Raw genomic sequence first — 23,558 nt, forward strand, 5'->3', positions numbered from 1 at the left:
CCGCCTAGGAAGATGTATTATTTTTATAGTAGGCCATAATCTCATCCAAATCGTTAATTGAAAGATTCTCATCGCTCACATCTGCGGGAGTCCATTCCTTCTCCTTCTTTTCAGAGCAATGCTCAATAATTTCTAGCAAACGACTTTGCAAGAAATTTCCCAATTTTTGAATACTCGATTCAGCATATTCACGACTGCTATACTCAATCCCGAGGGTTAATATCCCCTGTTCGATACTTCCATTAATATCAAGCACAAATGGTGTCTCGGTCTCCTCACTTACTGTTCGACCCGCAGAATACTTTGATTCGACAAATAAAGGCGCAACGGAGCCTGAATCAATCTGGCCGTGATAATTAAAGCGAATTTCAGGTGCAAAATTTCCCTGATTAGTACTTTTCAAATCGTGTAGGGTCATATATTCCAGAATTCCGAAGTCAATGCCCTTATTAGGAACACGTCGCAACGCTTCCTTGGTCAGCTTAATTTGGTAAGCTAAATCGGTATTATGCTTCATATCCAGATGAATAGGATACATCGTAGTAAACCAGCCGACCGTTCTGGTTATATCTATATCATCAAAAATCTGTTCCCGTCCGTGTCCTTCCAACAAAATGGTAAATTCGTCATCATCAGTCCAGTCTCTCAATGCCAGCCCAAAGGCTGTCAACAGTAGATCGTTTACATTCGTACTATAAGCCTTGTGTACATCCTTCTGTAGACGATCTGTTTGTTGCTTGGAAAACCTTACGTTGCAGATTTCCAGGTCTTTCCCTCTTCTGTCAGCGGCCGGATAGTCTTTATGAAGCGGTTTACTGGCATGACGGATTACATTCTCCCAATAACGTTTGTAACGAGCTGGACGCCCACCCTTTGCATCATCACCAAGGCGATGGGTCCAATCCTTCCATGAATGGGTCTTCGCCTGAAAGAGGATTTCTTCATTATTAAGTGCCTGCATATACCCCTGCTCCAAATCTTCCAATAGAATTCTCCAAGAAACTCCATCTACCACCAAATGATGAATCGCGAGTAGTAAGTGATCACCTTGAGCGGTGTGAAACAACCCCGCTTGCACAAGCGGACCGTTTTCTAAATTCATGCGCCGCTGAATCGCTTCGCTGAGGGTCTGGATTGCTTCTTCAATGGATGACTCATGGCTTACATCCAGAGCAGTAAGAGCATATGCCTTTCGATTCGTACCATGAATGATGGGAATAATTTTGTCCTGATTCGCTGTATATGTCATTCGTAAGGCATCATGATGCTCAGTCAGCTTACACAACACCTGATCGACCAGTTCTTCCTTCCACCCATTTTGGCTATACAACATAACGGCCTGGTTCCAATAGTTGGATTCCGTGAACTTTTGCTCAAAAAACCATCGTTGGATAGGGGATAGCTCAGCCTCTCCTTCAATAATCCCTTGCTCGGCTTGAACACTGACTGCTCTTAGATCTGGAGTCAGGCTACCTATCGTTTGATGACGGAAAAGGTCCTTAATTTCCATGCGATATCCGTGCTTGCTTAGACGTGTGGAAATTTGAATAGCTTTAATCGAATCCCCGCCCAATTCAAAAAAGTTATGATTCGTTCCGATAGGAGCATAGCCAAGAACCTCTTGCCAGATTTCCGCCATCAACGTTTCAACCTTATTGGATGGAGGAATATAATCTACCTCAATCGACAGACTGTGATCAGGCTCAGGCAATGCTTTTCTGTCGATCTTGCCGCTCGATAGATAAGGCATAGCTTCCATAGATACGATATAAGCAGGCACCATATACTCGGGAAGGACTTCTTTAATACGAGCCTTTAATGCTTGTACATTGAATTCCTGGGCATGTTCAACATAGGCGCATAAATAACTTCCCCCAGAACGGTCATCACGAGCAAGCACTACTGCCGTCTGGACCCCTTCGTAGGCCAGTATTGCCGCTTCAATCTCACCCAGTTCGATCCGGTAGCCCCGAATTTTCACCTGATGGTCGATCCGCCCCATATATTCAATGTTTCCATCCGGTAGCCATCTCGCCAAGTCTCCCGTCCGGTACATCCGTCCCCCTGCCGCATAGGGGTCCGCTACGAACTTCTCCTCCGTCAGTTCTTTCCGATTCACATATCCTCGGGCTACGCAGTCCCCTCCAATGTGCAGCTCGCCCGGTACACCTATCGGCTGCAATCGGTCTTTATGGTCCAAAATATACAATTTTACGTTATCAATCGGCTTCCCGATCGGAATGCTCTCCGGTTCCTGCTCCGCAGGACAGTCGTAATACGCCACCTCTACCGTTGCTTCCGTCGGTCCATACAGGTTATGCAATGTGGCTCCTTCGGCTCCCAGCAAACGGTTAAATCGGCGGACATGTTCTGTCATCAGCGCTTCCCCGCTGGCAAATACTCGCCGGACACTACGCATTTTCCTAGCGGCTCTGCTATGCTCGATATACTCCAAGAATGCTCCCAGCATGGACGGCACAAAATGGATCGCTGTTACCCCGTTGGCCTCCACCGTTTCGGCTATCGTTGCCGGGTCTTTCTCGCCTCCCGGCTCCAAAAAGCATACTGTCGCTCCCTGAATCGCCCACGAGAACAGCTCCCACAACGATACGTCAAAGGTATAAGGCGTTTTTTGCAGGATCACATCCTCCGCTCCAAACGGAATTCGTTTTTCCATCCAGTGCAGTCGGTTGATCAGTGAAGCGTGCTCAATCATGACCCCCTTCGGCTTGCCAGTGGAGCCTGACGTATAGATCACGTACACCAAATCGCTCGAGCGGTTAACAGGTTCTGGGTTCTTCTCGCATTCTTCTCCTGTAAGCTCCATCCCCTCCACCAGCAGATCTTCGATAGCGATCAGCTCGCGATCGGCTCCGTGCGGACGAAGGCGGTCCAACTGATCCCGCTGGGTCAGCAGGATAGATGCCTCGCTATCCTCCAGCATGAATCCCAGCCGTTCTTCCGGGTCCTCTGGATGTAGCGGCAGATACGCCCCGCCTGCCTTCAAAATCCCCAGCAGGCCGACGATCATCTCCAGCGATCGATGAACTGCGATGCCCACCATCTGGTCGGGCCCGATCCCTTTCTTCCGCAGGACGTGAGCCACCCGATTCGCTTGGGCATTCAGCTCCCGGTACGTCAATTGCCGATCTTTGTAACGGGCTGCCGGATGTTCCGGTGTTCGCTCCACCTGCTCCTCAAACAATTGATGAATCGTCTTCTCCCTTGGATAAGGCGCAGCCGTCCCGTTGAATTTCTTCATAATCAGTTCTTTTTCTACCGCTGTTAACAAATCTGTATCACCTATGGTTTGTGTGCTATTAGCTACAAACGACCTTAGCACCACCACCATATGATCCAAGAAGCGTTCGACAGTTTCCTTTTGGAACAAAGCACTGTTATACTCCAAATTTAAATGAAGGTAGCTACCTGTTTCTTCCGCACTCAAGGTTAAATCAAATCGGGATACACCTGGATTGAACGGAAATGGTTTGAATTCCAATCCACTAGATTGTAGCGGATGTCCTTTTGTATTTTGCATGACAAACATGGTGTCGAAGATCGGGCTTCGGCTCACATCTCTCCGCAGCGCAAGCTTTTCGACCAATTGTTCAAAGGGATATTCCTGATGCTCAAAAGCAGATAAAACCGTTTCCTTAACTTCGTCCAGAAAAGCTGAAAGACTCTTCTCCGCTGAAGGGCTAGTACGTAGTGCCAACGTATTAACAAACATGCCGACGATCTTTTCCGTATCTGGATGTCTTCTCCCAGCAACCGGTGTACCGATGACAATGTCGTCTTGTCGTGCATGCTTGGACAAAACAACGTTATATACAGCCAGTAAAATCATGAACAATGTACTTTGAGTTTCAGCTGCAAGTTTGTGAAGTGGCTCTGTTATATCATCGCCCAGGATTCGGGATACCGTGTTACCTTCATAGCTTTGAATAGACGGTCTTGGGAAATCCGTTGGTAGCTCCAGTACAGGCGGCTCATGTTTAAAGAGATCCAGCCAGTAGGATTCCTGCTCTTTAATAAATCCATGATTTATTTGCTCATTATGCCAGTTAGCATAATCTTTGTACTGAACGGATAGAGGCGGAAGCGCCTGTCCATCATATGCTTTTACAAATTCATCCATAATAATAGACATAGAAACGCCGTCCGAAATAATATGGTGTAAATCAATCAGCAGCATATTTTTGTTCTCTGCCAACGGGATCAGCTCGCCTCTTAATAAAGGGGCACGGCTCAGGTCAAACGGTTGGACGAATTCACTTAGCACCGTTTCTATATGCTGTTCCTCTGAATCCTCTTTGCTGGTCAGACTATGAATTTTCAACTCAAATTCTACTTCGTCATGTACGCTTTGAACCGGCTCTCCGTTGATCCATGAGAAAGAAGTGCGCAATGCTTCATGCCTGTGAATCAGAGTGTTGAAAGCCATTTTCAACCGTTCCTGATCCAGATGGCCTTGAACGAGCATGACAGAAGGCATATTGTAAACCAGTTCCGCTCCTTCAAGTTGATGCAATATCATCTGACGTCTTTGCGAGGAGGAAACTGGATAATAGGTTTGATCAGAAAGTAGAGCAATTTCGGTAAATGTACCTGCCCCTCTCCCGATTGTACGTTCAATGAGTTTGCTCATGCTTTCCACAGTTGGGTACTCAAATATTTCACGCATAGGCAACTCGACCTGGAATTCTCGAATAATTTTCCCGATCAGTATTGTAGCCTTCAGCGAATGTCCACCCAGTTCAAAAAAATGGCTGTGTACACCTATGGGGCTCACATGCAGAATATCCTCCCACAAACGTACTAGACGAGTTTCTGTATCTGTTCGAGGAGCTACAACCCCCTGCTCCCGAATCACATGATGGGGCTCAGGAAGCGCTCCTCGGTTCACCTTTCCATTAGGCGTAAGAGGTATCGTAGCCATCTGTATCAGATGAGCAGGTACCATATACAAGGGCAGAGACGCTTTCAAAAAAGATCGTATTTCCTGTGTTAAGAGTTCATGGTCCGAAACAATATAAGCGCATAAATACGTTTCGTCCTCTTGGTCTTTTCTAGATAGAACAACGGCTTCTCTGATGTCATGATGAGAGAGCAGGACCTTTTCGATTTCTCCAGTCTCAATACGATATCCACGGATTTTCACCTGGTGGTCTGTTCTTCCGAGATACTCCACATTGCCGTCGGGGAGCCACTTTGCCAAGTCCCCTGTCTTATACATGCGCTCTCCGAAAACGAATGGACTATCCGTGAATCTTTCGTCCGTTAGATCGGGTTGATTAATGTAGCCTAGGGCTACTCCTGTACCAGCAATATAAAGTTCGCCCGGAATACCAACAGGAAGCAATCTCCCCTCCTGATCCAAAATGTACAACCGGGTATTGTCAATCGGCTTACCAATTGGAATACTCTGCAAATCATCTCCATCCGGGCAATCAAACCATGTTGCATCCACTGTTGCCTCCGTTGGTCCGTATAAATTATGCAGAGTTGTGCCATTCGGCTTTCGAAGCAGAGTATTAAACCGTCTGGCTTGCTTTACTGTTAGTGCCTCCCCGCTAGCGAAAACTCGTTTAATACTGCTGAGTTGCCCCTCTGCTTGGTGCTGCTCAACATACTCCAAAAAAACAGACAACATGGAAGGCACAAAATGAAGGGTTGTAATTTTCTGTTCTGCCACCGTGTCCACCAGTAGCTTGGGATCCTTCTCCCCATCAGGCGGAAGAAAGTAGACTGAAGCTCCGGCTATAGCCCACCAAAATAGTTCCCATACAGAAACATCAAAGGTGTAAGGCGTTTTCTGTAAAATGATATCGTCCACACCAATCGGATACTTTTTTTGCATCCAATGAAGTCGATTCACTATAGAGGTGTGACGAATCATAACTCCTTTAGGCTTACCTGTAGAACCGGATGTATAAATTACGTAAGCTAAATCTTCCGGCCCACTGTAAGGTTCAAGATTAGTTTTTTCAGTTGGCCAGTCTGCTCCGATCGCAAGCACGCTGATATTCGCTGAAATATCCTTCAATGTAGTTTGGATTTCCTGTTGCACCAGCAGGATGGAAGCACCGCTGTTACCCGCTATATATTGAATTCGTTCCAGAGGATCCTCTGGATTGATTGGCAAGTAAACTCCCCCTGCCTTAAGAATAGCCATGATCCCGACTAACATCTCGGGTGAGCGATAGGCTGCAATCCCAACAATCTGGCCGGTTTGCACCCCTTTCATCCTCAAGACGCGAGCCAAACGGTTAGCCCGTTCGTTCAATTCCAGATAAGTTAACCGCTCATCAGCGAATGCTGCTGCCAAACGATTCGGCGCCAGCGCCACCTGCTCTTCGAATAGCTGTTGAATCGTTTGACTTTGAGGATATAAGGCATCTGTATCATTAAAATCTCGCAGGATTCTGTGTTTTTCCTCGCCAGAAAGCAAATCAATATCATCCACATTCATATGCGGATTAGAAACTACCTGTTCAGCTATTTGTTTTAGGTGCAGTTCAATTCTTTCAATATCTGAAGCTTGATAAGCAATACTGTTATAGCCAAACTTAACTTTCAATTCTTTACCAGGAATGACTCCAATATTAAAATCATAATTCGTTTGCTCAAAGCCCTCGGTTTCCACAATTGAAACAAGCTGTTCTCCTTCACCACCAGCAAGCTCTTCAGTAATTGGGTAGTTCTCGAACGCTATGATATGGTGGATTAAGCTCTTGCCCAGTGGGGTTAGCATCTGAATATCAGCCAAGGATAGAAAATGGTACTTCCCCGATTCCATCATATTCTGCTGAAATTGCTTGATTATCTGGGAAAATGTTTGTGCTTCTTTATGACAAATACGTACAGGAATCGTATTAATAAATAATCCAACCATTTTCTCCGACCCTTCCAGCTCTGCTGGACGGCCGGAAACAACGGAACCAAATACCACATCCTTGGTGTTATTGTATCTTTGCAGCAACAGACCCCATATCCCATGAAATACAGAACTTAAGGTTACCTGATTTTGTTGTGCTATCATTTCCAAACCACGGGTTAACTGCTCGTCCAAGGTGAAAATATGGTTGTTCAGCTTGTAGCTTCCATCCTCAGTTGACTTGCTGCTAAGAGGTAAGCCACTTTGCTCTTCCACACCTGATAATTGTTGTTCCCAATAAGTAAGAGCTGTCTTTTTATTTTGCTGCCCTAACCAACTGATATACCGGCTATATGGAAATACTGCGTCCAATTCTGGCTTCTTCCCGAGGGAAGAAGCTCTGTAAATTTGGAACAGATCCTTCGCAATTGTACCAATACACCAGCCATCCATAATGATGTGATGAAAGCTTAGAACCATTTTGCAGCTTGTATCACTTAATGCAAGAATACTTATCCGAATAAGGAGATCCTTTTCAAGATCAAAACGCATTTTCCGATCATTAATCGTAAAATTATCAACATATAAACGTTGTTCTGCTTCATTTAATTCTGTAATGTCTCTATAATCAATCGTTGCCTCTTTATTAGCTAGCACGACTTGTAACGGTTGGTCTGTTTCTTTATAAACAAACACAGTCCGTAATACATCATAACGGTCAATTAGGGTTTGGAAGCTTTCTTTCAGCGTCTCTACATTCAACCGTTCATTTAAGGTAATGACCGTTTGATCAAAATATGCTTCTGAGTGCTCGTCTAAAATGGAGTGATATAGAAGCCCCTCCTGCATGGGTGTCAATGGATAAATGTTTTGAATGAGTGCGTTTCTCATACGGCTCACCACTTTGCTACAAGTTTAGTTTGTTACTTAAAAGTTGGGACAGGTTCTGAAACTCATCGATTGACAATTTGTCATAGAGAAAATCAGTTGGACTTTGTTCCGTTACTTGTTTGCTGCAGCAATGGTCGATTAGATTCGTCAAATGTTTTTGGAATAAAAACAATATTCGTTCAATGGTTTGTTGCTGGTATTCTTGCTTGTTATAGTTGCATGTAATAATTAACTGTTCATTCTCATTAATAATGCAGTTGATATCTAACGCTACGGATCTTTCCGTAAAGGGACTAGCCTCTTCTCCTGAAGAAAATTTAGAAAGTGTAAATACATCTGTATCTAGTTCCGTATCAAAACGCCCCATATAATTAAAGGCAATTTCAGGAGCGGCTTGAAAGGCAGTCACACCAGACTCATTCACTTGAGCATAGTTTAATACCCCATACCCAAAGCCCTTGTTCGGTATCCTTCTAAGGCTATCTTTGATGTTCTTAATCTGATATGAAAGATCATGCGCATTGTCCACATCCAGTAAAAATGGATACATTGTTGTGAACCAACCAACGGTTCTGGAAATGTTCATTTCCTGAAACACTTCTTCTCGCCCATGCCCTTCAAGATAGATCAACACACGAGACTGCTGAGTCCATTCTTTGATACTTAATCCAAGAGCAGTGAGCAAAATGTCATTAATTTCAGTATTGTAAGCCTGGTGCACCTGTCTTAATAATTTACTAGTGTTCTCATTATCAAGTGAGACACTTACATTTTCGCTATCACGTAACATATTGGTTTCATAGGAGCTATCTTTAGGTAAAGTTCCAGACTCGGTTTGCTCCAGCTGTGTCCAGTATTCCAGTTCCTGCGCCAGCTCCTCGCTTGTTGCATATTGGCTTATTTCTTGTGCCCAAGAGCGGTACGAATCTGTTTTGTCTGGCAAGAGTAGTGCTGCCCCTTGCTGATATTGCTGATAAAGGGACGTAAAATCTTGTAAAATAATTCTCCACGAAACCCCATCAACTACCAGGTGATGAACCGCAATGAGCAGGTGATCTCCCTCAGCAGTCCGGAATAATCCCAGCTTCATTAAAGGGCCGGTTGTGAGATCGAAGCTACTTTGAATAGCCGTTGCTTCTTGCTCAATCCATGCTTCTGCTGGTAGACCTTCAGGCAGTGATTTTATCGTCAAGGATAGTGGTTGATTGTTTAGCCCTTCATTGTATTGAACGATGCGATCTTCTCTCTGACAGAATGTCATTCTTAAGGCATCATGCTGTTTAATGATGCAGTCAAATGCAGCCACAATCCCTTGCTCATCAAAACCGTCTTCAGAAAATAGCATGACGGACTGATTAAAATGCTGAGGACTTATCTTCTGTAGATGGAAGAATCGCTGCTGTATTGGCGTTAAAGGCAGCTCTCCCTCAATAGCTTCCTGACTAATCTTCCGACGGATCACCTTAACGAATGGGCTCAATTGTCTAATCTGAGGGTACAAAAATAATTCTTTAATGCTTAGCTTGTAGCCATGTGTGTTCAAACGCGAGACGATTTGCAAACCCTTAATAGAGTCTCCTCCCAAATCAAAGAAGTTGTGAGTTGCACTCACGCCTGTTACGGCAAGCACTTCCTCCCATATTTGGGCCAGCAATACTTCAGTCTCACCTGTTGGTTCCACATACTCCACTTCTAAGGCACCGCTCCAGTCAGGTTCAGGTAATGCTTTACGGTTAATCTTTCCGCCAGGTGTAATGGGGATCACGTCAAGCGGAACATACACCGAAGGTATCATGTAATCAGGAAGCTCCTTAGCCAACTGCATTTTGATATGATCCGTATCTAATGGATTAGCTGAAACCACATACGAGCATAAATAAGAACTTCCCTTATTCTCTTTGACCATTACGACAGTTTCCTGAATATCAGCTATGCCTAAAAGATGATATTCAATTTCACTAAGCTCAATCCTATAGCCGCGAATTTTGACCTGAAAATCGGATCTACCCAAGAATGCAATATTACCGTCAGGCAAGTATTTAGCTAAATCTCCTGTTTTATAGAGCTTTTCATAGCCAGGCATTGAATAAGGATTATCTATAAAGCTGGCCTTCGTTTTAGTCGGATCATTCAAATATCCAATCCCAAGTGGTGTACCTGCAATATACATTTCTCCTGCGATTCCTACGGGAACCCTTTTTAGTCCAGGGTCCAATATATAAATCTTGGTATTGGCAATTGGCTTTCCGATAGGAATTCTGTCTTCATCTCCTGTCACTCGATAAGCAACACAGCCTATACTTGCCTCCGTTGGACCATACAGGTTCGTGATTTGAACATGAGGAAAAATGGTTAAAAACGTATGAACCGTCGATGGCGTAATTTCTTCACCACCAAGAATAACTTGTTGAAGAGAATCCAATTGCTTGGTTCGAGTTGAATTTTGGTCCAACTGGTTGACAATAGCATTAAATACGGATGGAACGAAGTCTGTAAAAGAAATACGCTCCTGTTCAATGATATTCGTCATGTACGTAGCATCCACGGTCATGCCTGTTTCCGGCAACACGGTCGTTCCGCCGTTCATTAATGGCCAAAACAATTGCCATACCGCGCTGTCGTATACATGATGAGTCGTCTGGAGAACACTTTGTGCAGCCGATGTTCCAAAATAGTCGTTCATCCATAGAAAACGATTGGTGATTCCTTTATGGGCAGCAATAACTCCTTTGGGTTTGCCGGTTGAACCCGAAGTGAAGATTACATAGATTGGTGATTCCATATCTACATCTACTGCCGGGTTACTGATAGCGTTACTCCTCTTTTCGACTACAGAGCAGTCTATAACTAGATACTCTTCAGCATTTATTTCTGAACTGATAGGTGTACTAGGATTGACCAATAGGGTAGAACTTCCCAAATCCTGCAGGGCGCTCTGTAAGCGGTCAATAGGCCACTCTGTATCAAGAGGCGAAAAAGCAGCCCCTGTTTTCATAACAGCCAGTATGGATACTACCAGTTCCAGGCTCCGTTCCATGAGTATAGGCACATAACTTCCAAGTCCAATTCCTGTAGCCAACAAATTGCTTGCTATCGCGTTCGCCTGATCATTTAACTCCTTGTAGGTCAGCACCTGATCTTGATAGATAACAGCTTTAGCATCCGGTCTTCTATCAGCCTGCTCCTCAATATAATGATGTATGGGTCTTGGCTGTGGATAAGCTGTATGAGTGCTGTTATACCGTTCCTCCATAGCAGCCGCTTCTGTTGCGCTTAGAAGATTAATATCAGTCAATGCCATATCAGCGTTTTGGACTACTTCCTCCAATACATTCAGGTAATGCTCGACGAGAAGCTCAATTGTTTCTTTTTTATACAGTTTTGTACTGTACTCAAATTCCAGATGAACTCTCCCAGCCTTTTGTTCGGCATTCAGTACAAGATCGAATTTGGAAATCCCCGTTTTAAACGGATATAGCTCAAAATTAAGGTTATCGGCTTGCCACTGCTGTGCATCCGTATTCATAAAGGAGAACATCGTGTCAAACAACGGATTTCGACTCAGGTCTCTCTTGATGGACAGCTTATCAACCAGTTCGGCAAATGAATACGATTGATTTTGCAGAGCTTGCAGCGTGTTTTCTTTTACTTCGTTCAAAAAGGTTTTGAAGCTCTTATGACTAGCCGGATGGTTTCGAATAGCCAGTGTATTAACGAATAACCCTACGATCCCATTGGTATCTGCATGCGTCCGTCCAGATGTTGGAATGCCGATTACGATATCTTCCTGTCCCGCATATTTCCCCAGCAGCACATTATAGGCAGCAAATAGAAGCATAAAGAGTGTGCTATCTGTTTGAATACACGTGAGATTCAACTGTTCTATAAGCTTTTCGGACAGTTCGACTTTCACCATATCTCCAACAAAACTCTGCAACTGTGGCCGCTGATAGTCTGTAGGCAGATCTAGAACGGGAAGTTCTCCTTTATATTGATCAAGCCAATACTGTTCTTGCTTTGCATGAATTTCTGTATTCGATCTGAGCCAAGCAGAGTAATCTTTGTATTGAAGCGGTAAAGCGGGAAGTTCTTCTCCCTTGTACAGCTTGTTCCATTCGTTAATAATAGTGTCGATAGAAGTACCATCAGCTATCAAATGGTGCATATCAATAAGAAGCATAAACTTATCACGATCCATTTGAAGAAGCTCTGCCCGAAATAGTGGGGCTTTACCAACATCAAAAGGACGGATGAAATTATGGATCAATGTATCTATGCCCTTTGTCGTAATATCACCAGCAGCCCGGGCAAAGCCAAGTTCAAAGCTTACCTCTGGTTGTACAAATTGCACCGCTCTATCATCCACGTATCCGAACGAGGTCCGAAATGCTTCATGCCGGGCTAATAATTGTTCAAAGGTACGCTCCACTCTTCTTCGATCTACATTACCCTCGATCATCAATGCTGCCGACATGTTGTAGGCCACACCCGTCTCATCTAACGGTAGCACGGCCAACAATCTGGATTGTGCTGGAGAAACCTCATAATAAGCTCCCTCAGTCACTGCCTCAATTCGTTGGTAATCTGTGGGTTTGGCAGCAAGAATCTTCTTGGAGAGCGCTTCGATTGTTGGTGCCTCAAATATATCTTGAGTTGAAATTTCGATATGAAAGACCTCGTTGATTTTCGCAGTCAACAGGGTCGCTTTCATCGAGTGCCCACCTATTTCAAAAAAATGATCGTGTATACCAATCGGAGAAATCTCCAGCAGATCCTGCCACATTTCGATCAATAGCTGCTCCGTTTCATTATTGGGCCCAACGTGCTGTAATTCTTTGCTAGAATGCTCCCCTGGTTCAGGTAATGCACTTTTACTAACTTTGCCGTTTGCTGTCAGCGGCATCGCATCCAACAAGAATACATGGGCTGGTACCATATAATGAGGCAGGCTTGACGACAGATAGTCTTTCAAAACATCTACTGTAACCGATTCCCGCAAAACGGCATAAGCGCATAAATACGGATTGTCATCTGTTCCTTTAATCACTACTGCTGCCTCTTTTACCGCTCTATGAGCCAACAATGTGCTTTCAATTTCACCTGGCTCAATCCGGTAGCCCCTGATTTTAACTTGTTGATCTGCGCGGCCAAGATACTCTAGCGTTCCGTCAGGTAACCATCTCGCTAAATCTCCTGTTCTGTAGAGCTTCATATTGTCCAAATAAGGGTGTGGGATAAATTTCTGCGCCGTAAGCTCAGGACGATTACGATATTCTCGCGCAATTCCTTTACCCCAAACGCATAATTCTCCTGAAAGCCCTATTGGCCGCAACTGCAAGTATTGATCCAGAATGAGAACGCCCGTATTAGGAATCGGCTTTCCAATACATCCCACTTCTTCAGGCCCCATATCTCGTAACATCGTTGTAACTACGCTATTTTCTGTTGGGCCATATTCATTGAACAATTGAATGCCAGGATGTTTGGCTTGGCTGGCTTCTACCAACCGTTTCGTTGCTTTCTCACCGCCTAACGTTACAACCTTGAGAGACATGGCTTCATCTGGAGCCAGACCCTCTATAACAGACATGTACATGGAAGGAGTACACACGAGATGTGTAATATGACTTGATAAAATTAAGGTCTTCAGAGCCGATAATTCACTCAATTCCTCATTTGTAGGCAGCACCACCGTACTTCCAGACAGCAGCGGAGTAAAAAAGGCACCCACAAAAGCATCAAATGAGCTAGACAGCAATGGCAGGATGCGGTCTGTTGCTTCTAGTGCGTATTCATTTATTCTCCAAGATAACGTATTTAATATCGCTCGATGCTCAATACAAACTCCTTTAGGAGTACCGGTTGAGCCTGATGTATAGATCACATATGCCAAATGACTTGAATCCGATTCCCACTTGGAAGACAACTTGCTTTCTGTTTTATACCACTCATCATCGTCCATATTTAGGACTAAGCCTTCATAAGTTGTAGCATTGTAATTAGATGAGTCATTCAACAACAGGAGCGGAGCCCCGCTATCCTCAAGCATAAAGTGAATTCGTTCTTCTGGATAAGAACTGTCGATTGGAAGATAGGCACCACCGGCTTTTAAAATAGCCAACATACCCACGGCCAAATCTAATGAACGGCCCGCCATTAATCCGACTACAGTTTCTGCCCCTACTCCCCGCTTCATTAATGCCCTCGCCAGCTGATTTGATTTCTCGTTCAGCTCTTTATAAGTAATCACATGTCCCTGATGAACTACAGCTACATGATCCGGACTTTTGAGAGCTTGCTCTTCGAATTGCAAGTGCAACGTTTCTTGTTTCTCCACTATAGATGAAGAGGACAGATCAAAAGTGTTAAAGCCGTGTATTAGCTGCAACTTCTCTTCCTCAGGTAACCATTCCAACTTCCCAATCTCGCTCCAAGGTTGTTCTAAAATAGAGCGTAATATTTGTATATAGAGGCTAGCAAGGCGATCAATCGTTTCTGATCGGAACAATTGGGTACAATAATTGAAGCGTAAGGCTAGACCCTCCTGCCATTCGTCAGCACTTAGTACCAAATCGAATTGGGAAATCCCTGGATTGAATTCACTTGGATGAAATTTTACTCCATTGGCTTCAAGAGAACTCATTTCAAAATTCTGCATGACAAACATCGTATCAAACAAAGGATTGCGTCCTTGGTCACGGCGGATATCCAGTCTCTCAATCAATGCTTCAAAAGGATAGTCTTGATAATCCATAGCTCGCAGAGTCGTTTCCTTGACCTCTTGCAAAAACGAATGAAAACTCCGCTGAGGAGACGGACGGTTCCGCAAAGCTAACGTGTTAACAAACATTCCTATCATCGTTTCCGTGTCCGGATGCTGGCGTCCTGCCACCGCTGTTCCTACAATAATATCTTCCTGACCCGTATACTTTGCGAGCAGTATATTGTAAGCCGCAAGCAGGATCATAAAGGCCGTAGTCCCCGTATTTTTGGCAAGTTTCTTTAATTCCTCTGTCATTGCTGAAGTGATGTTATACGACAATACAGCCCCTTTGTAGCTTTGATGTAATGGTCTAGGGAAGTCCGTAGGCATTACCAGTACAGGTAATTCTCCGTTCAAAACATTTTTCCAATAATGTTCCTGTTCAAACAAACGATTGCTGGTATATTGTTCCTTTTGCCATGCAACAAAATCTTTATATTGAATTTGGGTCGGAGCTAACATTTCACTCCGATACAGCTGTACGAGTTCATTAAGGAAAATGGATAACGAAAGCCCATCTGCTATACTGTGATGCATATCCATGACCAACATATGTTTATTAGCTTCAAAGCGAAACAATTCTGCTCTGAAAAGTGGCCAATGGCGCAGATCAAACGGACGGACAAACAATCGACTCATCTCGTCTGCATCTTTCTCCAATATTTCTGTGACTTTGATTTCAAAAGCCGGCTCATCATGAATGACTTGTACAATTTCGCCATCCACGATATTAAAAGAAGTACGAAATGATTCATGACGCCGAATCAAATCCAGGCAAGCCTTCTGAAGACGGGGGATGTCTAGATCCCCATCAATACGCACCTGGCCCGTAATATTGTAAGCTGTACCTATCCCCATATCCTGCAAGACAAACATACGTCTTTGGGCATCAGATACTGCATAATGCGTACATTCTTCGAGCTTTTTAATAGAAACGGCTGTACCTTGTTTGGCTCCTTCGATCACCTTGGTCAAGGCCGAAACTGTCGGTGAATGAAAAAGTACATTCAAGGGGATTCGTTTGCCAAACTCTTGATGAACTCGGGCAAGCAAGAGAGTCGCCTTCAACGAATCTCCTCCTAGATCAAAGAAATTGTCATCAGATCTAACACGATTCAATCCCAGCACCGTTTCCCAAATTTTCCCTATTTTTCTCTCCGTGCTACTAACTGCCTCAACAGGTTTTTTGCTAACAGCTTGTTTCATAGTAGAAAGTTGCGACAAATCTACATATCCCTGCGAATTTAAGGGCATGTTTTCAAGCTGAATGATCTGTTGAGGTACCCATTGGTCTTGCAAATGATTTCGCAATTGCTTGCGTAGGATTTCCTCTATTCCATCATTAAGACTCGTAACATATGCAACCAAATGGGTGTCTGCTCTGTCCTCTGTACTCTGAACTATCACTTGGCACTCGCTAATTTGTGGAATAGAGGTAATAAATCGTTCAAGCTGTTCAGTATATATGGCATGTCCTTTTATATAGGCTCGCTTCTGAACAGGTCCCAACAGTCGCAATTCACCGTTTGCGGTTCGCAAAGCCAGAATTCCTGTCGGTAAATACACTGAATTTTCGGAAGGAGATTCGTTTTCCTGTACTACATGCAATTCCCCGATCGTCCCCACAGGCGCAGGTTGCAGATAATGATCCAGTAAATAGATGGCTCTTGGTGAATCGTTGTCCGTGATGCCGCTGGGTTCGAGTTCCACATAGTCCCTGTAGTTTTTAACCCCATATTTCAGTTCATCCTGATTTAAGAGGGAGATATCTACAAAATCCCGTTCCTGCCCATCAGCAATCGTATTCAGGATGTGTAAAAAATACTCTGCCCAAATCTGCATTGTTTCCGGTGCGGCCAAGCTGGCTTTAATATCAAAATCAAACCAAAGCTCTCCCTCGACCTCCATCACATTGAGAAACATGTCATATTTGGAGTACAGGATCGGCGTCGGTATCAATTCGACGTCCAGTCCATGAAAATGAAAATTCTGCATCGGTCGGTCCATATTGAAGATGACATTCATCTCAGGTATCCGTATGTTCTCAATACGCTCAATCAGATCAGCAAAAGAGTAGCTTTGAAGCGGTTCGACCTCCTGCATGACTTGCTTAACTTGTGCCATATACTTAAATAAAGAATCTTTACTGGCAATATGGCTCACAATCGGCAGCATGTTAACACAGTTTCCGATCAAATTAATTTGTTCCATTCTAGACTGTCCAGAGATAGGAATACCTACTACTATCGTTGTGTTTCCAGTTAAGCGGTGCAGAAACACCTTATATGCACTCAGCAGTGTAACAAACAAGCTGTTACCCGCTTTAATGCTAAGCTTTTTCAACTTTCTCGCCAGCGTACTGTCTACCCGAATATTTATTCTTCTTCCTCTATACGATGGTTTCTTCATGCCACCGTCCTCAGACGGAATGTCCATGGCGACAGGGACGGAATCCAATGTCCGTGCCCAGTAAGAAACTGCCTCACTCACTCCTGCATGTTCTAGCTCCAACTGTTGCCAAGCTTGAAATTCTCTGAATTTTGGCGGTACAGGCAACGTGACTATATTTTCACCTTTGCAGAAAGAAGTGTAGGCTTGCTCCCATTCACGGATAAACACTGCCATCGACCAACCATCAGCAACAATGTGATGAAATGTGAACACCACAATATGTTCTTCCGGTTGTAAACGTAAAATGTGAGTTCGGAACAGCGGATCTTTGGACGTCAAATCAAACGCCCTTTTTCCCTCTTCCTCAAACCATTGCTTGACCTTTTCTTCGTGCTCTGATGGAGGAGATCCTGAGAAATCACTCAGTGAGATGACCACATTCACGTTGTCAAGAACATGCTGTTCTTCGCCATCGAGGTCAATAACCGTCCGTAGCGAATCATGCCGGTTCACAATTGCTTGAACTGAACGTTTTACAGTATCAAGCTGCAGTTGACCCTGCATCCGCAAAGCTGCTATTTCATTGAATGCAGTGGATGAATCACTTCTGGATTGCGTAGCAAACCAAATTTGCTGCTGCTCCTTTGTTAAAGGGAACGATGAGGATTCGATGGGAACCACATTATTTTTTCGGTTTCCATTTCCATCCGGTGATGGCGTATTGTCAGGTAAGAATCCCCCTTTTCTCAATTCCTCCACGCTTTCCTTTACAGCCTGTGTAATTTGTTGAAGGTCCTCATCTGTATGAGCAGTCGATAAAAAGCAATTGCGACCTTCCCAAATGTAAATTCCCTTGTCAATCAGCAGATGGAAAAAGAGCTCAATGTCGCCAAACGAAACAAACCGGAATAGTGAGCCATAGTTCACCATGTGGATAGGGACACTATTTTGTTTAAAATAAGTATTCAGCTCTGCTACCCATTCGTTGGTTCTTCGGTTCAGTTGTTCCTGAAGATTCGGCCCTTCAGACTTCAAATATTTCAAAGTCGCTAGAGCCGTGTGCATGGTCAGCGGATGTGTGCAGAAAGTACCGCCTACAAATGTTTTAATATTCGTATTTTCCGGATAGGAGTCATCTCCGAACGACCACACACCTCCATCTACAGTGTCCATAAACTCTGAGCTTCCGGCAACAATGCCAACAGGCATACCTCCACCCGCCACTTTTCCGTAAGTAACTAGATCAGCTTTAATTCCAAACCAGGCCTGAGCACCTCCTGGATGAATTCTAAATCCTGTAATTACTTCATCAAAAATAAGTGCCGTTCCCGAATTTGCTGTGATCTCGCGAATTTGCTTCAAGAACTCCTTTGGTTGCAAATCCGGTCTGCGACTCTGTACAGGCTCCACCAATACGGCAGCAAGTTCATGTGCATAATGTTTGATAGCTTTTATAGAATCCGGGTGATTATAAGGGAGTACAATAACATCCTCCATCATGCTCGAAGGAATTCCCGGTGCCATGGGTAACGCCTCTCCCCCGCTTGAGTTCGGATCGGACACAGCCAGTACACCATCGAACGTTCCATGGTAAGAACCAGCAAACAGCACTATTTTGGAGCGTCCTGTAGCCGCTCTAGCCAAACGTAAAGCGACCATAACAGCTTCTGACCCCGAATTATAAAAGGCAACCCGCTCCACACCTGTCAGCTCGCTAATCAAGGCAGCAACCTCACCTGCTGTATTTGACATAGGGCCGATCGAAGGCGTACGGTCGTGCACATTGCTCCGCAAAGTATCGGTTAGCCAAGCTGGGTTATGACCCAGTAAATGAACCCCGAAGCCCATAGTTAGATCAATGTACTCATTCCCATCTACATCCCATATCCTTGAACCCGAAGCGCTCTCTGAAATGATAGGATATACGATTTCTTTCCAATAGGACCGGAACCCAGACACATGACGATTATTAGCATGAACCAATCGACTTTCCTGTGTGTATTTCTTGGACCCGAGGGTTCGTTGAGTATATCGTTTAATAAAACGCTGTAAGAAATCATTTTGCCGCGCACTGTATCCACTTTCCTCACCGATCAGTAGAGGTTGATAGGGTACAAAGGGTTTGGATTCAGTAGTTGTATTCACTTTAATTGTAGAAGTGATAGGCACGTCAGTTGCCACAGCATGCAGAGTTGTAGGCTGAACACTGACTGTGTCTTTGTTTGTTGTTAACGGTGCTGCCTGAATAGTTCCTCCTTGACCACCACCAAGCATCTCTAGTTGTTTGGTCAACACTTGAGTAAGTCCAAGCTGTTGGTTGTTCAGTAATTCAATTTGTTGAGAGAGTAACTTTTCCAGGCCACCAAACTCGGACGAAGACTTTGTAGCAACCGTATTTTCTGGATTGACTTCTGTCCGATCAGCGACCGTACTTAGAGCATCAGCAGCCGCTACCGATTGGGTGGTATATGTCAAATCTGAAATAAACGTTGTTAGACGATCCAGGTTTGTAACACTTTCAAAGAAGTGGTTCATGGGAACATCCACATTAAATTGTTCTCTAATTTCTTTTTGAACTTGAACTAGCATAATTGAATCCAAGCCCATTTCGAGAAAATGCATCTGCTCATCCAGTTGTTCCACCGTAAAACCGGAAACTTTACTGATTACATCTTTTAATACTTTGGAAATCTTCGCTGTGTAGTCTAGCTGATCTGTAGCTTGCAGTTCTTTTGGATACGCGGACTCCATACTTTTCTCCTCCCTGCCTACGTTACTTATCTGCACTACTTTTGGAGTAAACCAGCAACGATTTCGTTCAAAAGGGTACAAAGGCAGCGACTGGATTATTTTGATATCATCCGCATAAAGCGCTTGCCACGGAATAGCCATACCTTTGACGTACAGTTCACCCAATTGGCGTAGAGCGTGAATATCTGTATGTGCACTTGCTCTAATGGCTGTAATCAATCGACCTACCGTATCATCTTTTTCCCGTTTATGATCAACGCTCTGTTTATGAGAACCTATATACATATCAGGTGCATTCTCTTGTTTGTTCCCGGAAGTCCATCGCTTCAACTTGTGTAATAAATCCTCTGGACTGGAAGTAATAACTGCTAATTTATGTTCCATATGAGCTCTACCGATATGTGTGGTATAGCACATCTGCTCCAAGGAAACCGCTGGATTTTGGCGTAAATAGTCCACAAATTCCTCAACCAAATGATGCAGACTTCGCTCATTTTTTGCAGAAACCGTAAAAAGATGAACGCCATCCGGCGTGTTTACAGAATCATCATCTGTTCGCGTTTCTATAAACTCTTCCATAACAACATGAGCATTTGTTCCACTGAAACCAAAAGAACTTACTCCGCAGCGAAGTGGGGCATCATTTGAACTTAAATCCGCTACTTCTGTCGTTAAATAAAACGGCGACAATTCAAAATTAATACGGGAACTAGGCCTCTTAAAATGAACCAACGGAGGATTCTTCCTCGTTTGCAGCATCAGAACTGCTTTAATAAGACTGGATATTCCTGCTGCTTCAAATAAGTGACCAATATTGGGTTTGACAGAACCGATTGCACAAAATTGTTTTTTATCCGTATATTTTTCAAAGGCTTGTGTCAATCCCGCGATCTCAATAGGGTCCCCTAGTTTAGTTCCCGTTCCATGAGCTTCGATAAATGATAGAGTTTCCGGGTGAATAGCCGCATCATTCCAAGCGGCCTCTACCACTTCTGCCTGTGCGGAAGGACTAGGTGCAGTAATACCTACCGTTGTACCATCCTGATTCACCGCACTTCCTTTAATCACAGCATAAATACGATCTCCGTCTTGCAATGCTTGATCGAGAGGCTTCAACAGGACCGCTGCAACCCCTTCTCCCACACCTGTTCCATCTGCCTCTGCATCAAAGGTACGAGCTCTGTAATTTGGCGATTCCATATCTAGTCCCAGCTTCACTGGTAATAGCATCGTTCGGATTCCTCCGGCAATTGCCATCTTACAATCGCCCGTCGCTAACGCCTTACAAGCCATATGAATCGCGACAAGTGAAGAGGAGCACGCCGTATCTACTGTTACTGCTGGACCTTTTAAATTAAGAAAGTACGAAATCCGACTTGCCAGCACTGACGGCAAATTTCCAACAATATACTGGTGAAATTTGTCCGGTTCTCCTTTAGAGAGCATCCGCTCATAATCGTAGCCCACTTTTGAGAAGCCGACGTAAACTCCTACCTTTTGTCCATGAATCCGATCCCCTGCATAGCCCCCATCCTCAAGTGCATGCCATGCGGTCTGAAGGAATAATCTCTGATTTGGGTCCATATAGCTTGCTTCCACAGGACTCAGCTTGAAGAACGCATAATCAAATTTATCAATTTCTTCTAGGAAGCCGCCTTCTATAAACTCTTCTTCTCTCTTCCTTTGATCCACAACTGATAAATAATCGATGGCGTCTTGCTTACGTTGAGAGCTTAGGTTCCCGATACAGTCCTCGCCTTGAACAATATGATCCCAATACTGTGAAGCAGATGAAGAACCAGGTAAGTCCAAAGAAAGCCCAATAATAGCCACGTCCTTGCTATGATTGTGATCTGTATCATCTGTAGGAATATGCTGTTGTTCAGAATCGGCAGGGCTCGCCAAAAATTCTGCCAAGTGAGCTATTGAGGGGTGATCAAACAAATCGGTAACTGCAAGCTTAATCCCCAGCTGATTTTCAATTTTGTCTGTAATCTGAACCAGTTGTAGGGAATTGGCTCCTAAATCAAAATAGCTATCTCTCGTATCAACCTCTTCCCTAAGTAATACCTCGCAGCAAATATCGTGAAGTACTTTTTCGATCTCAAACGAAAGTGTAGGCAATTTTTGATTTTTGTTTTCTTGCTCCATGATCCCTTTTAAAACTATCGAAGTCTCCTGATAATGTCCCGCTTCATACTGAGCCGCAAGCTTATACCTCTGTAACTTCCCACTGGTCGTTTTGGGCATTTGCTTAATAGGTATAATATCGTGAACCGCCCATCCTCCATGACGATACAAATGTTTTTTTAATTGAGATGCAATTGGAGAAAATTTTTCTATCGTCTTTTTAGATACGACAAATACCACAATTTCCTCTGATTCCATCCCATTTACACGAACTCCACACGCCGCCACACGATTAAGTTCGACTCCTTCTACTTCCTCAGCGATACGCTCGATGTCATGAGGGTAAACGTTCTGTCCATTTACAAATATGATATCCTTTGCTCTCCCTGTGACGACTAATTGACCTTCACGGAAGAACCCCAGATCGCCAGTTCTCACCCATCCATCTAACGTCAAAAGTTCGGATGTCGAATCTTCGTTGTTATAGTATCCTTTTGTAACATTTTCACCTTTGATTTGTATGTGCCCAATAACGCGATCCGCGACTTCTGCATCCTCGTCATCGCATATTCTGATTTCACAATAATCTAACGACTGACCGACCACAACAAATGGCAAAGCATTATGAAAAGTCTTGTCTACCTCCAAGACGGACTCTCCAATGTTTAAGTGCTTACGATCAACATAAACGGTTATATATTCAGTATCGATTGGCGGGATAGCAACTGCAACCGATGCTTCTGCTAAACCATATGATGTTCGCATAGTCGTTCTTTTTAATCCAAAAGGAGCTAATTTGTCAAGAAAGGTGTCACACAATTCAGGAGAGATAGGTTCAGCACCATTAATGATGGCACGGATCTTGGACAGGTTCCAGTTATTCACTTTTTCAGGTTTGAAAAATTGCATGAAATACTTGTATCCGAAGTTTGGCGATGAAATAATGCTTACTTGATGTTCACTAGCTTTTTTTATCCAAAGTACTGGCTGACGAATGAACAGCGAAGTTGGCATAATATACTGATTCACTCCAGCAACTAATGGGGTAATATGATTGTAAATTAAACCCATATCGTGGGTTAGAGGCATCCACTGCAAGAATGAATCTTGCTCTGTGACGACTGTCCTATTTATAATTCCACTTGTGTTATGAATGAGATTATGATGTGTAAGGATGACTCCCTTAGGATCACCTGTGGAACCGGAGGAGAACTGAATAAATGCTATATCCTCCAACTGAGGGGTGTGTATCTTTGCAAAAGATTGCTTGGGTTGTTCATAGTCTTGAAGAAGTAATTGATGACGATGGCGGATATTTTCGAATAGGTCATCTTGGTTGCTTTTCAATGTATATTTCTCAAGGTCTTTTAATATTTTGGGCTCGATGAGTAAAAAAGGATCGTTAAGAATATCCCAAATTTTAAAAAGTTTCATTCTATGCTCATCATTGTTACCGATGCTGACAGGTACCGGGATCATACCACCAAGAATGCAAGCCCAAAACGCTTTCACAAAATGACGATTATTTTCTATTTGAAATACGATTTCCTGTCCCTGCCTAACTCCTGCATCCTGAAGATTCCCCAGAAATACTAGAGCTTCCCAATATAAATCTTTATAAGTAAGTGTTGTTTCGTTTTGATCCGATTCAATAAAAGTAATAAATTTATGATCACACTTTCCCCGTTCTGTAATAACATCAACCAGTGTTTTGAAACTATTTGTATACATGCTATTCCCCCGTATATCGTA

The 23,558-nt window shown here is 43.7% G+C and carries 2 protein-coding genes; both read right to left on the bottom strand.

The genetic code is table 11. From position 1 onward, the window contains the following. Positions 1–4 precede the first annotated feature (4 nt). On the bottom strand, positions 5–7,771 hold the full coding sequence (locus tag OIU26_RS09745; protein ID WP_264216676.1) for a non-ribosomal peptide synthetase: 7,767 nt from the start codon (positions 7,769–7,771) through the stop codon (positions 5–7). Between the two features lie 16 nt (positions 7,772–7,787). After that, the gene (locus tag OIU26_RS09750) at positions 7,788–23,537 is read right to left on the bottom strand and encodes a non-ribosomal peptide synthetase (RefSeq protein ID WP_264216677.1); all 15,750 of its coding nucleotides are present in this window, start codon (positions 23,535–23,537) and stop codon (positions 7,788–7,790) included. Positions 23,538–23,558 lie beyond the last annotated feature (21 nt).

Origin of the sequence: Paenibacillus sp. BT-177 (assembly GCF_025846815.2) — a bacterium.
In the GTDB taxonomy this organism is placed as follows: domain Bacteria; phylum Bacillota; class Bacilli; order Paenibacillales; family Paenibacillaceae; genus Paenibacillus; species Paenibacillus polymyxa_C.

What these genes read in the sequence shown, in the direction of transcription:
- OIU26_RS09745 (WP_264216676.1), bottom strand. Translation starts at nt 7,771, where the DNA reads ATGAGAAACGCACTCATTCAAAACATTTATCCATTGACACCCATGCAG.
- OIU26_RS09750 (WP_264216677.1), bottom strand. Translation starts at nt 23,537, where the DNA reads ATGTATACAAATAGTTTCAAAACACTGGTTGATGTTATTACAGAACGG.